General features: G+C 68.7%; 15 protein-coding genes, 2 tRNA genes and 1 pseudogene. 10 read left to right on the top strand and 8 right to left on the bottom strand.

The window, feature by feature from the left end:
* Positions 1 to 19: 19 nt before the first annotated feature.
* The 5 genes and pseudogenes from CLV71_RS50435 to CLV71_RS50645 form a co-directional block, all read left to right on the top strand.
* The gene (locus CLV71_RS50435; RefSeq protein ID WP_341771598.1) at positions 20 to 670 is read left to right on the top strand and encodes a helicase-related protein; all 651 of its coding nucleotides are present in this window, start codon (positions 20 to 22) and stop codon (positions 668 to 670) included.
* A 32-nt stretch (positions 671 to 702) separates the two neighbouring features.
* Positions 703 to 1,386: a hypothetical protein gene (locus CLV71_RS50430; RefSeq protein WP_341771571.1), complete on the top strand. Its 684-nt coding sequence runs from the start codon at positions 703 to 705 to the stop codon at positions 1,384 to 1,386.
* Between the two features lie 450 nt (positions 1,387 to 1,836).
* Positions 1,837 to 2,175 (top strand): DNA/RNA helicase domain-containing protein, encoded by a 339-nt coding sequence (locus CLV71_RS49295; RefSeq protein ID WP_341771569.1) that lies wholly within the window; start codon positions 1,837 to 1,839, stop codon positions 2,173 to 2,175.
* Positions 2,176 to 2,532: 357 nt separating this feature from the next.
* Entirely contained in the window at positions 2,533 to 3,924 is a 1,392-nt protein-coding gene (locus CLV71_RS15320; RefSeq protein WP_133903425.1) for a plasmid pRiA4b ORF-3 family protein, read from the top strand.
* Positions 3,925 to 4,703: 779 nt separating this feature from the next.
* Positions 4,704 to 5,075 (top strand): annotated as a pseudogene (locus tag CLV71_RS50645) (tyrosine-type recombinase/integrase); the annotation flags it as partial.
* 12 nt (positions 5,076 to 5,087) lie between these two features.
* Here CLV71_RS50645 and CLV71_RS15305 read toward each other — a convergent pair.
* A tRNA-Lys gene (locus tag CLV71_RS15305) sits at positions 5,088 to 5,163 on the bottom strand.
* A 201-nt stretch (positions 5,164 to 5,364) separates the two neighbouring features.
* On the opposite strand from CLV71_RS15305, the gene CLV71_RS15300 reads away from it, so the two are divergent.
* Complete coding sequence (locus tag CLV71_RS15300; protein WP_243866476.1) at positions 5,365 to 6,531, top strand: L,D-transpeptidase; 1,167 nt, start codon at positions 5,365 to 5,367, stop codon at positions 6,529 to 6,531.
* Between the two features lie 2 nt (positions 6,532 to 6,533).
* Here CLV71_RS15300 and CLV71_RS15295 read toward each other — a convergent pair whose 3' ends face one another.
* From CLV71_RS15295 to orn, 4 genes are all read right to left on the bottom strand, one after another.
* On the bottom strand, positions 6,534 to 6,818 hold the full coding sequence (locus tag CLV71_RS15295; RefSeq protein ID WP_133903422.1) for a hypothetical protein: 285 nt from the start codon (positions 6,816 to 6,818) through the stop codon (positions 6,534 to 6,536).
* Between the two features lie 122 nt (positions 6,819 to 6,940).
* On the bottom strand, positions 6,941 to 7,384 hold the full coding sequence (locus tag CLV71_RS15290; protein WP_133903421.1) for a GtrA family protein: 444 nt from the start codon (positions 7,382 to 7,384) through the stop codon (positions 6,941 to 6,943).
* A gap of 201 nt (positions 7,385 to 7,585) precedes the next feature.
* A tRNA-His gene (locus tag CLV71_RS15285) sits at positions 7,586 to 7,661 on the bottom strand.
* Positions 7,662 to 7,726: 65 nt separating this feature from the next.
* Positions 7,727 to 8,332 (bottom strand): oligoribonuclease, encoded by a 606-nt coding sequence (orn, locus tag CLV71_RS15280; RefSeq protein ID WP_133903420.1) that lies wholly within the window; start codon positions 8,330 to 8,332, stop codon positions 7,727 to 7,729.
* A gap of 107 nt (positions 8,333 to 8,439) precedes the next feature.
* Here orn and CLV71_RS15275 point away from each other — a divergent pair, with 107 nt between their 5' ends.
* On the top strand, positions 8,440 to 9,918 hold the full coding sequence (locus tag CLV71_RS15275) for a glutamate-cysteine ligase family protein (RefSeq protein WP_133903419.1): 1,479 nt from the start codon (positions 8,440 to 8,442) through the stop codon (positions 9,916 to 9,918).
* A gap of 3 nt (positions 9,919 to 9,921) precedes the next feature.
* Here the strand turns inward: CLV71_RS15275 and CLV71_RS15270 are convergent, their stop codons facing one another.
* Complete coding sequence (locus tag CLV71_RS15270) at positions 9,922 to 10,125, bottom strand: hypothetical protein (protein ID WP_133903418.1); 204 nt, start codon at positions 10,123 to 10,125, stop codon at positions 9,922 to 9,924.
* A gap of 116 nt (positions 10,126 to 10,241) precedes the next feature.
* On the opposite strand from CLV71_RS15270, the gene CLV71_RS15265 reads away from it, so the two are divergent.
* Together CLV71_RS15265 and CLV71_RS15260 are read left to right on the top strand one after the other, a co-directional pair.
* Positions 10,242 to 11,465, top strand: a complete 1,224-nt coding sequence (locus CLV71_RS15265) for an NAD(P)/FAD-dependent oxidoreductase (protein WP_133903417.1) — start codon at positions 10,242 to 10,244, stop codon at positions 11,463 to 11,465.
* 23 nt (positions 11,466 to 11,488) lie between these two features.
* Positions 11,489 to 12,508, top strand: a complete 1,020-nt coding sequence (locus CLV71_RS15260; protein WP_133903416.1) for a tetratricopeptide repeat protein — start codon at positions 11,489 to 11,491, stop codon at positions 12,506 to 12,508.
* Positions 12,509 to 13,508: 1,000 nt separating this feature from the next.
* On the opposite strand, the gene CLV71_RS47655 is transcribed toward CLV71_RS15260, so the two are convergent.
* Positions 13,509 to 13,649 (bottom strand): hypothetical protein, encoded by a 141-nt coding sequence (locus tag CLV71_RS47655; protein WP_166664106.1) that lies wholly within the window; start codon positions 13,647 to 13,649, stop codon positions 13,509 to 13,511.
* A gap of 441 nt (positions 13,650 to 14,090) precedes the next feature.
* On the opposite strand from CLV71_RS47655, the gene CLV71_RS15255 reads away from it, so the two are divergent.
* Positions 14,091 to 15,254, top strand: coding sequence for a lactate 2-monooxygenase (locus CLV71_RS15255; RefSeq protein ID WP_133903415.1), 1,164 nt, complete (start codon positions 14,091 to 14,093; stop codon positions 15,252 to 15,254).
* A 45-nt stretch (positions 15,255 to 15,299) separates the two neighbouring features.
* Here CLV71_RS15255 and CLV71_RS15250 read toward each other — a convergent pair whose 3' ends face one another.
* Positions 15,300 to 16,946, bottom strand: a complete 1,647-nt coding sequence (locus CLV71_RS15250) for a bifunctional 3'-5' exonuclease/DNA polymerase (protein WP_133903414.1) — start codon at positions 16,944 to 16,946, stop codon at positions 15,300 to 15,302.
* Positions 16,947 to 16,983: the final 37 nt, after the last annotated feature.

Raw genomic sequence — 16,983 nt, 5'->3', positions numbered from 1 at the left:
GGTCGACAACGCCGCGAAGGTGATCTCCCTACTGCACCAGGGGGAGAAGCGGCTGGTGTTCGTGGACAGCAGGCGGCGTGCGGAGGAGTTGGGCGCGGCGTTGACGGCCAGGGGCGTGACGACGTTCCTGTCGCACTCGTCGCTGGCCGCGACGGAACGCCGTCGCGCCGAGGAGGCGTTCGCCACCGAGCGCGACTGCGTCATCGTGGCCACCTCGACGTTGGAGCTGGGGATCGACGTCGGCGACCTGGACCGGGTGATCCAGCTCGACGCGCCACGCACCGTCGCCTCGTTCCTCCAGCGACTAGGCCGCACCGGGCGGAGGGACGGTCACCGGAACTGCCTCTTCCTGTGCCTGGACACCGAAGCGGTAGCCCACGCGTGTGGGCTGTTGCTGCGGTGGTCACAGGGCTGGGTGGAGCCGGTCGAGGCACCACCCGCGCCCCGGCACATCATGGCTCAGCAGATCCTCGCGCTCGCCCTGCAGGAAGGTGTGGTCGGCACCCGCACTTGGCGGGACTGGTGGGGCGACCTGCCCGTGTTTGACGACTCCGGTACGGACATCGTTCAGCACCTGGTTGCCGAGGGCTACCTCGAACCATCGGCGACCTGGCTGTCATCGGCCGGGAGGCCGAGCGGAGGTTCGGTCGTCGCTACTTCTCCGACCTGACGGCCGTCTTCAGCGCCGCTCCACAGTTCCTCGTGCTCGCGGGCCGGACCGAGATCGGCATGGTCGGTGACGACCTACTGGTCGCGGACGGCGTCGGTGGACCTCGGGTGCTCCTGCTCGCCGGCCGGAGTTGGCTCGTCACCTCGATCGACTGGCAACGCCGACGGTGCCAGGTCGAACCGACTGACCTGCCGGGCAAAGCGAAGTGGGGTGGTCGTAACGGCGGTGTGTCGTTCGAACTGGCCAGAGGCATGCGGGACTTCCTCGGTGGGTCGGATCCGCAGGGCATCACACTCACCCGGCGTGCGATTTCCGCGATCGCGGAACTACGAAGCGATCATGGGGCGAACATCACCGTCGACGCGACGGTCATCCGGCAGGCCGACGACGAGACGCGATGGTGGACGTGGGCAGGCACAGCAGCCAACCGGTGCCTCGCGGTGAGCCTGCCAGAGCTGGTGGATCGGCAACAGCGGATCGGTGACCGGTCACTGCGCCTGCGGTCCGGTCTCACGGTCAAGGAAATCCAGACGGCACTCGACGACGAAGTACGGCTGCGTCTGCCGTCAGTCGATCGAAACGCGTTGTCCGGCCTGAAGTTCTCGGTGGCGCTACCGCCGGCCCTGGCAGAGCGCACGGTGGCCGAGCGACTCGCCGATATGTCGTCCGCGAGTGCTGTCCTGATGGAGAAGCGAGTGTTCATGCGCTCGAGCTGACGGGTCTGGTCAGGTGAGCGTGCCGACAGGTTACGGAATGTGCGGGTTGCAACCTGCCCAGGTTAACTCGAAAGAGTGATTCCTGGGGGTGGCGTTGCCGTCGATACCGGACACTGCGTGGAACCTGGCGCGCGCAGATCGTGAAGACCTGGTGCGAACCCTGGCGGACCAGACCCGCGTGAAGTACCTGCGCGCGGACGAGGGAGAACCGGGCGCATGGCGGAACAGCGTTCCGCTGCTGCTGGACCTGCTGTGCGACGCAGGGCTCGGGCACGTTCAGGTGCTCCTTGAACACCGCCTTCCGTACAGCCCACGCAGAGTCGATGCGGTGCTGTGCGGAGTTCACCCAAAGACCGGCCAGTCATCCTACGTGCTCGTCGAACTGAAACAGTGGTCGTACATGAGGGAGATCAGTCCCGCGTTGGTGCTGTTCGACGAGGACGCAAGACGGTGGTCGTGGTCCGCGGTGGCCCCGGTTCCGGCAAGAGCGCCATCGGGGCGTCCGATCCTGACGGCTCGGGTCAGGTCGGCTGCGTCTACACCGCGCAAGGGTTCGAGTACGACTGGGCGGGCGTCATTTTCGGGAAAGATCTTGTGGTCCGTGATGGGCGATGGCGGCCGCAGCCGAATGAGTCCCACGACACGTCGGTGAAAAGGGTGCGTGCGAAGGAATTCCTTGAACTCGCTCGTAACACCTACAAAGTGCTCATGACACGAGGAATGCAAGGCGTGTGCTTGTACTCCGAAGATCCTGAGACCAATGGGTTCTTTCACAGATATTGTCGTTGACATAGTTGCCGAGCGCCACGTCGCCAGCCGACGTAGCACAAGAGCTGCCGCCACAACGGAACTGGCCGTTGAGATCTACGTGACGGACCGTCAGGTTCTTGGCCTTCGCCGTGGCTTCGATCTGCGCGACCGTGCCCCCGCTGGGTGGCGAACTCACGCAGTTCTCGTTGTAGATCGTTCAACACCACCCCGGTTGCTACCACGCTGACACCCGGACCGACACTGCCGCCAACGCGGTGTCCTTCATCGCTCTACCCTGGTGCGGTGGATGGTTACGATCTTGCTCGTTCGGCGCGAGAGTGTGCCGCGCTGCGAGGTGCAGTTGTCCTGGCGGGTTGGGTTGGCACGGGCCGGGCGGTGACGGCCAAAGGGGTGCTGCGCAGGGCGGACGTGCCAGCGGCGGGTGGCGCGCTGGGTGTCGAGTTGCCGGACTGGGTACGCAGCGCGGCGGATGTGCCGGCGTTGCACTGGCCGTGGCAGGCGGCGCTTGGCTCGGGGCTGCTGTCCGTCGATGGTGGTCGTGCCGTGGCCACGCCGGCCGTGACGGGCTGGCGGTCCGCCAATTCTGCCGAGGTGCTCGACCTGTGGGCCCGAGGGTTCGCGGCGGCTCTGGCCGGTCTGTTCGACGCCGATGACGGAGCGGATGCGATCGAGATCGGCAGGCTGGCGTTGACCGTGTTGGCCGACGACCCGGTGCCGACCGGCGCGGAACTGTCGAAAGCGGTCACTCTCGCCGTCATCCATGCGAGGTTGCACGAGACCTTCGACCGCGGGTTCGGCGCGCGTGATCCGGCCGAGGCGACGGTCGAGTTACTGTCCGCGTTCGGGGCCGTCACCAACACGGCAAAGCGGCGGATCACGCCACTGGGCCGGTGGGCCATGGCGGTGATCGGCTTGCGAGGTGCGTCGTTGTTCAGGACGAACGACGGCCAGGAGGACGGGACGTATCAGCTCAAGATCGTCCTGCGGCACGTGCGGCCTACGTGCTGGCGTCGCGTGCACATGCCGGCATCGGCCACGCTGGGGGAGTTGCACGAGGTCATCCAGGTCGCCTTCGCCTGGGAGGGTGACCATCTGCACGGGTTCACCGTCGGGCGGCGCCGGTACGGCGATCCGTACTTCGACGTCGAGCACGACGAGTGCAAGGTCACGCTGGCCGAGGTGTTCGCCCGTGCCCGCAAACCCGTCACCTACACCTACGACTTCGGTGACGACTGGCGGCACGACATCATGCTGGAGAAGATCGTCGACCCGGCGACCGAGCTTCCGGTCTGTGTGGACGGCCGCGGTGACGCGCCGGTAGAGGACAGTGACGAGCCCGCCTGGATCGCGTTCGACCAGGCTGGCATCAACGCCCGCCTCGCCAGGTTGGGGACGGACGAGCGGGATGCCGAAGCCCAGATGCGAGAGGACACCGAGGTGATCCTCACTGACGCGTACGGCGAGTACGAGCAGATGACCGCGTTCCTGACGGTGCTGGAGGAGGAGATCGACTTCCCGGTCCAGGCCACGTTGCTGGGGAACCCGGTCGTGGTCACCGGCCTCGACGAGGACAACGCCACGATCGAGCTGCGTGCCCGCTGCAAGGGACAGCACGCCAAGGGATTCGTCTCGTTCGCTGACCTGGAGTTCCGGCCGGGGACGGTCGAGGCGTGGCTGCACGCCGTCTATGCCACCTACCTGGGCCGACCACCGTCAGCACTGACAATGCCAGCTGGCTGGGGCGGCCTGACCAACTGGACGTCGTGAGTCACCGGAGCAGTTCGGTGAGGCGTTCGCCGACCGTGGAGATGCCGGGTCTTCGTCGAAGAACGCCTTCTTGCGGCGACGGAGCAGGTTCTCCCCGTCCCGCGCCCAGGTGAAGCCGGGTTTGCGGGGAAGACCTTATCGGCGTTGTCGGGGTGGCGCTGCGCGAGCCGGCGGATTGCCAGCGGGGAGACGGAGTCGTCATCCAGGTATTCGCGTAGCTGGGTGAGGCGAGTGCGGTCGCGCGCCAGCACGGGGTCTGCGAACAGTTCGTCGAGGCGGCCGAAGTCGCGGTAGTAGGTTGAGTCCTTCGACCTCGTCATAGATGAGCCCGACCGTGTCGGCCATGAGCATGTCCTCGGGCAGCTGCGCCAGTTGTTCGGCTGTGGAACCCGTTTCCCTCTTTCGTTTGGCGGTTTTGGCGTCGAGACCGGCCAACGCCCATTCCCGCTGGCGGTGGTAGTGCTCGCGCAGTGTCTCCTGGGCCTCATGCGGTGGCAGCACGATCAGGTCGGCGCCGACCTGATCGATGATGTCGGCGCGGTGCGAAGCCTGGGCAGCGCTGGATCGATACACATCTCGACGCCGGGTCGATCGACGTGTTCAACCAGTTCGTGGAGTACGGCTGGGAGACCGGCATGGACACTCCAAGCCCGACGACTCCGCGGCCACGGTGGCCCTCGACGCCGACACCGCGCTGATCCCGCACGCGCATTGGAAGCGTCAGGGCGTCGAGCGGGAGACTGTCGGGGTGAAGTGGGTGGAGACGGGGTTGGTGTTCACCGAGGAAGACAGCGGCCCGCTGCACCCCCGCCGACGTCACTGAGCGGTTCAAGTTCCTGGCTCAGCAGGTTGGGTTGCCGCCGATCTGGCTGCATGACCTGCGTCACGGCGCGGCGACCATCGCCCTCGCGGCGGGGGTGGACATGAAGGTCGTCCAGCACATGCTCCGGCACGCCTCGATCACCACTACCAGCGACCTGTACACCAACGTGCTTCCAGAACTGGCGCACTCGGCTGCCAAGGCCACGGCCCGGATAATCCCGCGAACCAAGATCAACATTCTCGGGCACGCATCAGCCCGAGATGGACGGTCGGAACGAGCGAGAAACAGCACTCGAAACGACATAACCCCAGGTCAACATGAATGTTGACCTGGGGTCTGATGGTACGCCGCCAGGGACTCGAACCCCGAACCCGCTGGTTAAGAGCCAGCTGCTCTGCCAATTGAGCTAGCGGCGCGTGTGGAGTGGTGTGCTCCAGCGCGACGTAGGAACGCTATCACGCCCCCCATGACCCCCCGAAACCGGATTCCCCTTCCGGGTGGATCTCGTGGTCTGGAGGTTGGACCTATCGGGCACACTGTCGGGTGACGACCTTGGCGAATGGGGGTTCGACATGACGCGGACCGGACGATCCGGCTTACTCCTCGGCGGAGTGGCTGTGCTGGCCGTGTTGCTGGTCACGTCCTGTACCAGCAGTTCCGCCTCCGGAGAGCAGGGCGACGACGCGAAGCCCCGCTCGACGTCGAGCGCCAGGCCGGCGCCGCCCAGGAAGCCGGTCGCGCTCACGATCGCGCCGGGAGACAGGGCGGCAGGCGTCGAGCCGGGCGCGCCGGTCACCATCGCGGCCGTCGACGGCAAGGTCACCCAGGTCCTGGTGGTCAACGAGGCCGGGCAGCCGGTGGCAGGCGTCCTGTCGCCGGACGCCACCACCTGGCAGACGACCGAGCCGCTCGGCTTCGGCAAGACCTACACGGCTACCGCCACCGGCAGGGGCACGGACGGTAAGGACGCCACGGTCACGTCCGTGTTCAGCACCGCGGCGCCCCGCGTCAAGGCCGACCTGTCGATGAACCCGCTGGACGGGCAGGTCGTCGGGGTCGGCCAGCCGCTCGCGTTCTACTTCGACGCCCCCGTGGCCAACAAGGCGGCGGCCCAGCAGGCGATCCAGGTCCACAGTGAGCCGGCGGCCGAGGGCGCCTTCTACTGGTACTCCGACAAGGAGGTGCACTGGCGTCCGAAGGAGTACTGGGCGGCAGGCACCAGGATCACGATCAACGCCTCGATCTACGGCAGGGACTTCGGCAACGGCGTCTACGGCAACGACAGCCGCACGGCGGTCGTCACCGTCGGTGACGCAGTGGTCGCCAACGCGGACGGCGCCACCCATCAGATGACGGTGACCGTCAACGGCGCCGTGGTCCGCACCATCCCGATCTCGATGGGCAAGCCGGGCCACGAGACGCCGGTGGGCACCTACGTCGTGATGAGCGAGCACACGGACTACACGATGGACTCGAGCACCTACGGCGTCCCGGCGGACGCGGCGAACGGCTACCGGACCACGGTCGCGGTGGCGAGCCGCATGTCGAACAGCGGGATCTTCTACCACTCGGCGCCGTGGTCGGTCGGCGACCAGGGGCACCGCAACGTGAGTCACGGGTGCATCAACATGACCACGGAGAACGCCCGCTGGTTACAGAGCATCTCGAACAAGGGTGACGTGATCGTCGTCCAGAACAGTGGCGGCCCGGTGCTGGAGTCGTGGGACGGCCTCGGCGACTGGCAGGTCCCGTGGGACCAGTGGGCGGCGGGTGGCAAGAAGTAACGTCAGGCGGTCTTCCGCAACTCGGGTGACGGCTCGTCAGCGGGGGACTTCTCGCTGGTGAGCACGTCGCCGAGGATGGCGTCGACACGCCTGGAGGCCCGGCCGAGGGCACGGAACACGACGGCGACCAGGCAGGCGAGGAACACGCCGCAGGCGGCCCAGGTCACCGCAGCCGGGTCCGGGCCGAGGGCGACGGTGGCGGCGGAACCGAGAAGTCCCACGCAGAGCATGGCCCGCACCGCGCCCACCCGCGGAGGAGTCGTCCCGTCAACGGATTTCTGAGTCATTTCCCGACTTTCGACAATTGCCCTGACCAACAGCGATCACCGTCAGTCACCGAATTCGTCGTCCCGATGTTGCTGCCTGTTACAGACATGCGGGCGCGATCCACGAAGAATCAGGAAAGGCGTCAATCCGTAGCGAGATCCGGAACCCGGCGCGGACGAAACACCAGAAACCGCATGGCGCAGTACATGTACCCGGCCTCGCACGCCCCTGCCGCGACCCGGGCCAGCCGGTAGTCGACGCCGAGCGCGGCCAATCCGGTCCCGACGCCGAGGATCAGCGCGAGGTAGTCGACCACCACGACGACGGCGAACAGGCCGGCCTGGGGCCCGACTGCCGCATGCGACCGAAAGTTCAACGTCCGGTTGAGGAGGAAACTTACCGCGAAGGCGCAGGCATATGCGACGGAAACAGAGATCCACAGCGGCAGTGACAGCCCCGAACGCAGGACCGACAAAAGCAGGATGTCCACCGCGAAGCAGAACGCGTTCACGGTCGCGAACCCGAGCAGATCGACCGGGACGACCCGGGCGAGCCCGAAGGGAAGCCGACGGACGACCCACGCCATCCGGCCGGCGAACCGTTCCCCCCGCAGCTCCGCCCGCGAGGGAGCAGCAACTGGCACCCGGGGAGCCTGCCGCCACGAGGCGACCGGGAGGTGAACGAGAGGAGTCACGCTCAAGAGATCAACCGGAGCATCGCCCCAACGAGAAAGGCGACCGCGCGGGAGGAAAACTCCGACGCGACCGCCTCTGACCTGCGCGAACACTGGGGTGAGTGACGGGACTTGAACCCGCGACATCCTGGACCACAACCAGGTGCTCTACCAGCTGAGCTACACCCACCATCGCCGCTCCACCGGGACCGGCGGACATATCGTAACGTGCCGGTTCCGGGGGTTGGCAAACGGTTATGCTTTGGCCTTCATCAGGGCCTCTGCCACGGCTTTTGCCTGGTCACTCGACGGTCCGGGCTGGGGGACGAACGCGGTGCCCCGGTAGTACCTGAGCTCGCGGATCGACTCCTTGATGTCGGCGAGCGCCCGGTGGGTCAGCCCCTTGTCGGGCTGCGCGTAGTAGATGCGCGGGTACCAGCGCCTGCACAGCTCCTTGATCGAGGACACGTCGATCATCCGGTAGTGCAGGTGGGCGTCCAGCGCGGGCATGTCGCGGGCGATGAAGCCGCGGTCCGTGGCGATGGAGTTGCCGCACAGGGGCGCGGTGCGCGGGTCCGGGATGTGCCCGCGCACGTAGTCGAGCACCTGCAGCTCGGCCTCGGCCACGCTCACCGCCGACGCCCTGACCAGCGGTGTCAGGCCCGAGTTGGCGTGCATCTCCCGCACGATGTCCGGCATGGTGTCCAGTACGGCATCGTCGGCGTGGATGACGATGTCGACGCCTTCGTCGATGATGTTGAGCTCTGAGTCGGTCACCAGCACGGCGATCTCGACCAGCGCGTCCTTGCTGAGGTCGAGGCCGGTCATCTCGCAGTCGATCCACACCAAACTGTCCGTCACCTGACGCAGCTTATCCCGGTACCGTTGTTTGATCTCGCAGCTTGCGGGGGTAAAGGCTTGGCGTCAGGCTTCCCTGGACCAGCTTGCACCTAGTGAGGCGATTGCGGATGGGCAAGGATGTCGAACGGACCGAGTTCACCCGCGCCGACCGGCAGCGGTTTCGCGAGAAGGTACGGCTTGACCTGGACGTCTTCGCCCAGATGCTCAAGCAGTCGGCCTTCGACACCGACCGGCCGATGTCGGGGCTGGAGGTCGAGCTGAACCTGGTCGATGCGGCGGGCGATCCGGCCATGAGGAACGAGGACGTCCTGGCCGCGATCGCGGACCCGGACTTCCAGACCGAGCTCGGCCAGTTCAACATCGAGATCAACCTGGCCCCGAACGAGCTGGGCCCCGACGGGCTGTCCCGCTTCGAGGACAGCCTGCGTGCCTCGCTGAACGCGGCGGAGACCCACGCCAACTCGGTCGACACGCACATCGTGATGATCGGCATCCTGCCGACGCTGCGGCACGATCACATGAACGCCGAGACGCTGTCGTCGAACCAGCGCTACAAGCTGCTCGACGAGCAGATCTTCGCCGCGCGCGGTGAGGACCTGGAGATCAACATCGCCGGTGAGGAGCGGCTGGTGACCCAGGCGGACACGATCGCGCCGGAGTCGGCGTGCACGAGCGTCCAGTACCACCTCCAGGTGGCGCCGGAGCGCTTCGCGGACTTCTGGAACGCCTCGCAGGTCGTCGCGGGCGTGCAGGTCGCGCTGGGTGCCAACTCGCCGTACCTGTTCGCCAAGCAGCTGTGGGCCGAGAGTCGCATCGCGTTGTTCGAGCAGTCCACCGACACCCGGCCCGAGGAGCTGAAGGCGCAGGGTGTGCGCCCGCGCGTGTGGTTCGGCGACCGGTGGATCACGTCGATCTTCGACCTGTTCGAGGAGAACGTGCGCTACTACCCGGCGCTGCTGCCGCTGTGGGACGAGGAGGACCCGGTCGCGGTGCTCGAGGCGGGCGACGCGCCGGAGCTGCCCGAGCTGCGCCTGCACAACGGCACGATCTACCGCTGGAACCGACCCATCTACGACGTGGTCGAGAACCGGCCGCACCTGCGGGTGGAGAACCGGGTGCTGCCCGCCGGGCCGACGTGTGTCGACGTGATGGCGAACGCCGCGCTGTACTTCGGGCTGGTCAGGGCGCTGGCCGACCAAGAACGTCCACTGTGGACGCAGATGAGCTTCTCGGCGGCGGAGGAGAACTTCCACGCCGCGGCCAAGAGCGGGATCGGCGGGCGGGTCTACTGGCCCGGCATCGGTGACGTGCCGGTCACCGAGTTGGTGCTGCGACGGCTGCTCCCGCTGGCGCACTCCGGCCTCGACGCCTGGGGCGTGGCGCCGGCGGAACGAGACCGGCTACTCGGTGTGATCGAGCAGCGGTGCATCTCGGGTCGCAACGGGGCGACCTGGCAGGTGGACACCGTGCGGTCGATCGAGGAGTCCCGTGGCGTGTCCCGCGAGCAGGCGTTGCGGGAGATGGTCCGCCGGTACGCCACCCACATGCACACGAACGAACCGGTGCATACCTGGTCAGGGGCGTAGGGTTCAGCTTTCCGGCGTCCGCGACGCGTCCACCACCGCGTCGCGGAGGACGGCACGGAGGCGACCGACATCGAGCGGGTTGAGCACGGCGGTCTCACCCGGCGGGGCGACCAGCACCACCCGGCCCTGCCGGACGAACACGGTGAGGTCGCGGCGTCGGCCTGCGACGTCCCGACACGTGATCGACCATTCCTTGTGACTGGTCACCTTGCTCACCCTCCGGCAGTTGATCCACCTGCGCGTGCTTGTCGTTTAACAGTCAGACGTCGCGACGACGTTGTCGTGACGCGTTTTCGTCCATCGGAAGGAAGGTATGACTCACCATGGTTGAACCGCGCCGCATCGTGATCGTGGGTACCGGTCTCGCGGGTGCCTCGGCCGCCGGTGCGCTGCGCGAGCAGGGCTACGACGGCGAAGTACTGCTCATCGGCGAACAGCGGCACCGCCCCTACGAGCTGCCCGCGCTGTCGAAGGGCATCCTGCTCGGCGACACAGATGACCCCGACTGGGTGCACGACGAGTCCTTCTACGGCGAGAAGAACATCGACCTGCGGCTCGGCACCCGGGTGGGTGCCGTGAACGTCGGCGACCGCACGGTCGACGTCGACGGCACGGCCGAGTCCTGGGACCGGCTCGTGCTCGCGACGGGCTCGACGCCGCGCCGCCTGCGGGTGCCCGGCAACGACTTCGACAACGTCCGCAGACTGCGCAGGCTCGACGACGCGCGTTCGCTGCGACAGGAGCTGACCGAGGGCCGCAACATCGTGATCATCGGCGCGGGCTGGATCGGCTGCGAGGTCGCCGCCGCGGCACGCAAGCACGGCGCGAACGTGACCGTGGTCGACACGCTGGCCCACCCGCTGCACCGCGTGCTCGGCGACACGGTGTCCGGGGTGTTCCGCGCGCTGCACGAGTCGCAGGGCGTCACGTTCCGCATGGACACCGGCGTCGTGGAGTACGCCGGTGCCGACGGGAAGGCGACGGCCGTGCGGCTGGAGGACGGCACCGAGCTGCCCGCCGACCTCGTGCTGGTGGCGGTCGGTGCCGAGCCGAGGACCGACCTCGCGCAGGAGGCCGGACTGGCGTTGTCCGACGACGGCGGTGTCCAGGTCGACGCGACACTGAGGACGTCCGCTCCGGACGTGTTCGCCGTCGGTGACATCGCCGCGCACGCCCACCCGAGGCTCGGCAGGCGCATCCGCGTGGAGCACTGGGCCAACGCCAAGGACCAGGGTGCCCACGTCGCACAGAACGTCCTCGGCGCGAGCGAGCCGTTCGCCGCGAGCCCGTACTTCTTCTCCGACCAGTACGACCTGGGCATGGAGTTCCGAGGACTGGCCGATCCGTTCGGTGACGAGCTGGTGGTGCGTGGTGACCTGACCGGACGCGAGTTCATCGCGTTCTGGTTGCGTGACGGCGCCGTACAGGCCGCGATGAACGTCAACATGTGGGACGACGGCGACACGCTGCAGGCCCTTGTGGACCAGCGTGTGCGTGTCGAACCTGCGAAGCTGGTTGACGCGGATCTGGCGAGCCTGATGGGGTAAGCCCATCGGGAGGCAAATGCCGGATGACGATGACATCTGACGGTTCGATCGACGCGGTGCTGATGAGGGCGGCGCGGCTGTCCGACGAGGGCAGGCTGCGAGCCGCCATCGCCGTGCTCGAATCGGCCCTGGAAGTGGATCCCGGGCACGCGGTGGCGTGGTGCCGGCTGTCGGCCGCATACCTGGACATCGGCGAGGCCCGGGAGTCACTGGACGCGGCCAAACGGGCTATGGCGCTGGGCGAACCGGCGTGGGCGCACCGCCTCGCGAGCCTCTCCCTCCTGGAGCTGGGTCGCTACGAAGAGGCGGTGGTCTCGGCAGCCGAGGCGGTGCGCCGCGAGCCGGACGACTGGCGTGGCCTGGTGATCCTCTCGGAGGCACTGGCCCACCAGGAGCCAGAACAGGCGGTCCAGGCCGCCAGGGCCGCCGTCGAGCGGGCCCCCACGGAGCCGAGGACCCACGAGGTCCTCGGCGACGCGGCCATGCTCGCCCACGACTGGATGCTGGCCGAGACGGCGTACCAGGACGCCGTCCGGCTGGACCCGTCCAACAGGGACGTGACCGCGAAGCTGCACCGGGTGGTCAGCCGACCCGGTGACGACCCCCGCCGCAAACGCCGCCCAGTTCGTTCGCGGAGCACGCCGAAGTTCGAACGAGTCCACCGGGTGTCGTGGTACCTGGCCGTCCGCCGACCTGCCGTGTGGCAGGCACTGGGGGTGGCGGTCCTGCTGCTGGCGTCGTCGGCGTCGTTCTTGGCGTGGTACGGCCTGGGGGTGTTCCTGTTCGTCGGCCTGCGCGCATGGAGGGGCTGGACCCGCCTACCGGACGGAGCCGCGGTAACGCCCGCGGTCCTGTACTCGAAACTCCCACTGGCCGCGGTCTCGGCAGGCGCGTTGGCACTGTCAGCGGTGTCGCTGCTCGTGTGGACGGTGCTGGTGGCGCTGGGCCCGGTAGTGAAGCCGTTGCTGCTGGTGGCCCTGGTGAGCGCCCTGATAGCGGTGATTGTCCCATCCGCGGCACTGCGTCGAATGTGGACGAGGTAGAGGCGGAACCGAGGGCCGTTCCCGCGCGTCGTTGGGATGCAAACCCCTGCCTCGAGACCGGGGAGATGATCGTGCGTGGTCTAGGCGCCTGGCTGGCCGTACTCGGACTGGGTTCGGCAGTGCTCCACTTCACTGACTTCCAGTTCAGGCTGCTGATGTGGTCGGAAGACTGGCAACCAGGCCTCGGCCTCGGCCTGGGGGCTCTGGGGATCCTGATGGTGGTCCTCAGCGCCGCTTTCAGCAAGGACAAGTCCCCGACGACCGTCGACCCGTCGACGTTGCCCCCGCCCCCCGGCTACGGTCCGCCCCCAGCCGGGGCCTTACCGCCGGCCACCGGGTACGGCCCGCCTCCCGCGCCCGGCTATGGCCCACCTCCCGCTCACGGATACGGCCCACCGTCGACGCCCGGTTACGCCTCAGCCCCGGCCACCGGCCCCGGCACACCCTCGACACCCGGCGGCCAGCACCCGTCGCCCGACAGCGGCCCGATCCCGGCCCTGGGCAACGGCGCGCTCGCGGGTTCCGCCTACGGCCAACCGCAGATCTACGACAACGGCTCACCATCCGCACCCGCCCATGCCCAGCCACAGGCCAACGGCTACACCCCACCGACCGGCGGTTACGGCCAACCGGCAGGCGCTTACGGCCAACCTGCCCCGGGCAGTTACGGTCCACCATCCGTTGCCGGCTACGGTCCGACACCCACAGGTGGTTACGGCCCGCCGTCCGCGGCTGGCTACGGTTCAGCACCCGCTTCTGCCCATGGCCCGGCACCCACGTCCGGCTATGACTCGGCGCCCACCTCCGGCCACGGCCCGGCAGCCGTTGCGGGCCATGGCTCGGCGGCGAGTTCCGGCTACGGCTCGGCGCCCGCCTCGGGCTACAACTCGGCACCCGCTTCTGGCTATGGGGTGGCGCCAACGTCTGGCCATGAGTCGGCGCCCGCCTTCGGGCACGGCTCGGCAGCCGCTTCCGGCTACGGCTCGGGGCCCGCCTCCGGCTACGGCCAGCCGTCACCAAACGGCTCACCCACCCCGCCCCCAGCCACCTTCGTCCCCAACCCCACCATGGGCGAACCACCCTTCGGCGCCACGACGACCACGGGCCCCCAGTCGACCAGCCCTTCCGACAGCCCAGCCACGCCCGACTCCCCACCAAACGGCCCCAGCGCCTCAGCCGGGGGAGACATCCCGAACACCGAACCTCCCGGCTGGTTCAGCGGACCGGCCAGCCCGCCCAACGGCCTCGGCCCGCTGGGCGGAGCACCTGCCAGCCCACCCAACGACCGCGCCGCGCAGTCCGGGGCACCCGGCTCGCTGGGCGAAGCACCTGCCAGCCCGCCGGTCGGATTTGCCGCCCCGGCAGGCGATGGGTTCGCACCACAGGGTGCAGTTCCCCAGCAGGGGCCGCAGTTCGGCCCCAGGTCGCCTGCCGAGCCGCCCGCCCCCCGGAGCCCCGAAGATCGGCCGGACAACTCCGGTCCCCAGGGCGGCCAGTCGTCCGGACCCCAGGGGCGGTAACCGGCCGCCCGAGTGTTGTTCAATGGGCTCCCGGTTCGCGATCACGATCTAGGAGCGGCGGCGTGGCTGTGCAGTTCGGCGGGTACCAGAACGAGATCTACCTCCAGGGGCTCGGCGACAAGCTGCCGCCGTTCACGACCGATCCGACGCGGCTCGAAGGGCTCGCCCGCGAGACGTTCGACCCCGGTCCCTTCGGGTACGTGGTCGGTGGCGCGGGGTCCGGTGCGACCGTGGCCGCCAACCGGGAGGCGTTCGACCGGTGGCGGATCGTGCCGCGCATGCTGACGGACGCCACCACTCGGGACCTCGGCGCCACGGTGCTCGGACAGTCCATGCCGGCTCCGGTGCTGCTCGCCCCGGTCGGCGTGCAGTCGATCGTCCACCCCGACGGCGAGCTGGCCACGGCGCGTGCCGCCGCCGCGCTGGGGATCACCATGGTGCTCTCCACCGCGTCGTCGCACACCATCGAGGAGGTCGCCGAGGCCAACGGAGACGGCCCACGCTGGTACCAGCTGTACTGGCCAAACGACAACGACGTCACCATCAGCATCCTCCACCGGGCCAAGGCCGCCGGGTTCTCGGCGCTCGTCGTCACCCTCGACACGTGGACGCTCGCCTGGCGGCCCAACGACCTCGACCAGGCCTACCTGCCCTTCATCCGCGGCATCGGCAACGCCGTCCCCTTCTCCGACCCGGCCTTCCGCGCCCTGCTGGCGAAGTCACCGGAGGAGGACCCGACCGCGGCCATCCTCCAGTGGATCCCGATGTTCACCGGCACGGACAAGCGCTGGGACCAGCTGCCGTTCCTCCGCGAACACTGGGACGGTCCGATCGTGCTCAAGGGCATCCAGCACGTGGACGACGCTCGCCGCGCCAGCGACGCCGGCATGGACGGCATCGTCGTGTCCAACCACGGTGGTCGCCAGGTGGATGGCGCCGTGGCCGCACTCGACATGCTCCCCGAGATAGCCGCGGCCGTCGGTGACCGCCTGGACGTCCTCTTCGACTCCGGCATCCGCACCGGTGCCGATGTCGTCAAGGCGCTCGCCCTCGGCGCCAAGGCCGTGCTCCTCGGCCGTCCGTACGTGTACGGCCTCGGCCTCGGCGGTGAGGACGGCGTTCGCCACGTCGTGCGCAGCGTCCTCGCGGACCTCGATCTCACACTCGGACTGTCGGGCAACCGCACCCTCGCCGACCTGTCGCCGGACACCCTGCGCCGAACCTGACCCTTCCGCGTGACCGAGCCTGCCCGTGCTCGGGATTCGGTCCGGTCACTTCGCGTCGGCGTAGCAGTCGACTATCGCCGCTTCCAGGGGGAACTGGACCGGGGTGTCGCCGAAGACCAGGCGGGACGCCTCCGTGGCGGCAGCGCGCATCGCGTTGGCCACGTATTCAGTTGTGTCGTCAGGACAATGGATCATCACCTCATCATGTTGGAAGAAGACCAGTTGTGCGTTCGTGTCCACCAACCGCTGGCGGAGCGTCGCCAGCATGGTCAGTGCCCAGTCGGCGGCGCTCGCCTGCACCACGAAGTTGCGGGTGAAGCGCCCCCAGTCGCGAGCGGCCTGGCGGGAACGTTGTTCGTCGGCGTCCGGGTTGCCCATCAGGGCACGCCACTTCTCCGACGGCGGTGGCGAGGTGCGGCCAAGGCGGGATCGGACCACCTGACCTTCCTCGCCCGCCCTGGCCGCCGCCTCCACGTACTCCACGGCCTGCGGGAACCGTTTGCGTAGCTTGGCCAGCAGCGGACCGGCGCCGCCGCTGGTGCCGCCGTACATGGCCGACAGCATCGCGATCTTCGCGTGCCCCCGGTCGCCGTCGAACACCTCCGCGGCCAGGCCCGCGTACAGGTCGACGCCCCGCGACACGTCCGCGAGCCTGCGGTCGCCCGCGAGCGCCGCGAGCACCCGTGGCTCGAGCTGCGCGGCGTCGGCCACCACGAGCGACCAGCCTTCGTCCGCGCGGACGGCCGTGCGCAGCTGTTTCGGCAGTTGGAGCGCCGCGCCACCACGTGTTGCCCAGCGGCCGGAGACCACGCCGCCGACCACGTACTCCGGACGGAACCGCCCACCGGACACCCACGCGTCGAGCCACGACCACCCGTGTGCCACCCACAGCCGCGCCAGCTCCTTGTAACGCAGCACGGGTGCCACGGCCGGGTGGTCGATCCCCTTCAGCACGTGTGCCCTGCTGGACGGCACCTCGATGCCCACCCGCGCGAACGCCCGCACCAGGCTCGCCGGGTTGTCCGGGTTGACCTGCCGCGACTCGGGCGCCCCGACCAGCCCGAACGCGACCGTGATCTCCTCGGCGAGATCGGCGAGCACCTTCGGGCGGGTGCCCGCCGGCGACCTCGGCCCGAGCAGTTCCGTGAGCAGGGCGGTGTGCACGTCCGCCCGCCACGGCAGCCCGTGGTGCGTCATCTCCGCGGCCGCCAGCGCGCCCGCCGACTCGGCGGCCACGAGCAGGCGTAATCGGTCCGGCTGCGCGGTCGCCGCGATGCGCCGCTGCTGGTCGTCGTACACGGCCTCCGCGGCCGACAGCATGTCCGTGCCTGCGGGCGCCGGTTCCCGCTCGGCCTCGAACAGTGTCGGCTGCTCGGTCCTGGTGGCCGGGCGTGGGTCGTCGGGCTCGGTCAGCCCACGCATGCGGGCCCACGCCGCCGCCAGGTTGCGCGGCCGACCTGGCCGCTCCTCGAACGCCAACAGGATGCCTTCGGTGAGTGCCAGGTCGTGACACCGACCGAGGCGCACGCCGGCCTCGAGTAGGTCCGGGTAGAGCCCCTCGACCGAGGGCACGACCCACCGCGCGTCCCGCCCGGCCATCCATCCGGCCAGGTCGGGGACGGTTTCGGGCACACCGGATGGACCGAGCACCTGCCCGGCTCCACCTGCTTCCGGTATGACCGTGAACCGCATGTCCGCATTCTGCGCCGCTCCACCGACACTCCGGCGC

The organism is Actinophytocola oryzae (assembly GCF_004364325.1).
Taxonomy (GTDB): domain Bacteria; phylum Actinomycetota; class Actinomycetes; order Mycobacteriales; family Pseudonocardiaceae; genus Actinophytocola; species Actinophytocola oryzae.
This window is presented reverse-complemented; position numbering and strand designations above follow the sequence as displayed.

Excerpts from the sequence above, each read along its gene's own strand:
- CLV71_RS15275 (WP_133903419.1), top strand. The coding sequence starts at position 8,440 with ATGGGCAAGGATGTCGAACGGACCGAGTTCACCCGCGCCGACCGGCAG.
- CLV71_RS15260 (WP_133903416.1), top strand. The coding sequence starts at position 11,489 with ATGACGATGACATCTGACGGTTCGATCGACGCGGTGCTGATGAGGGCG.
- CLV71_RS15290 (WP_133903421.1), bottom strand. The coding sequence starts at position 7,384 with ATGGCGTGGGTCGTCCGTCGGCTTCCCTTCGGGCTCGCCCGGGTCGTC.
- CLV71_RS15295 (WP_133903422.1), bottom strand. The coding sequence starts at position 6,818 with ATGACTCAGAAATCCGTTGACGGGACGACTCCTCCGCGGGTGGGCGCG.
- CLV71_RS15250 (WP_133903414.1), bottom strand. The coding sequence starts at position 16,946 with ATGCGGTTCACGGTCATACCGGAAGCAGGTGGAGCCGGGCAGGTGCTC.
- CLV71_RS15265 (WP_133903417.1), top strand. The coding sequence starts at position 10,242 with ATGGTTGAACCGCGCCGCATCGTGATCGTGGGTACCGGTCTCGCGGGT.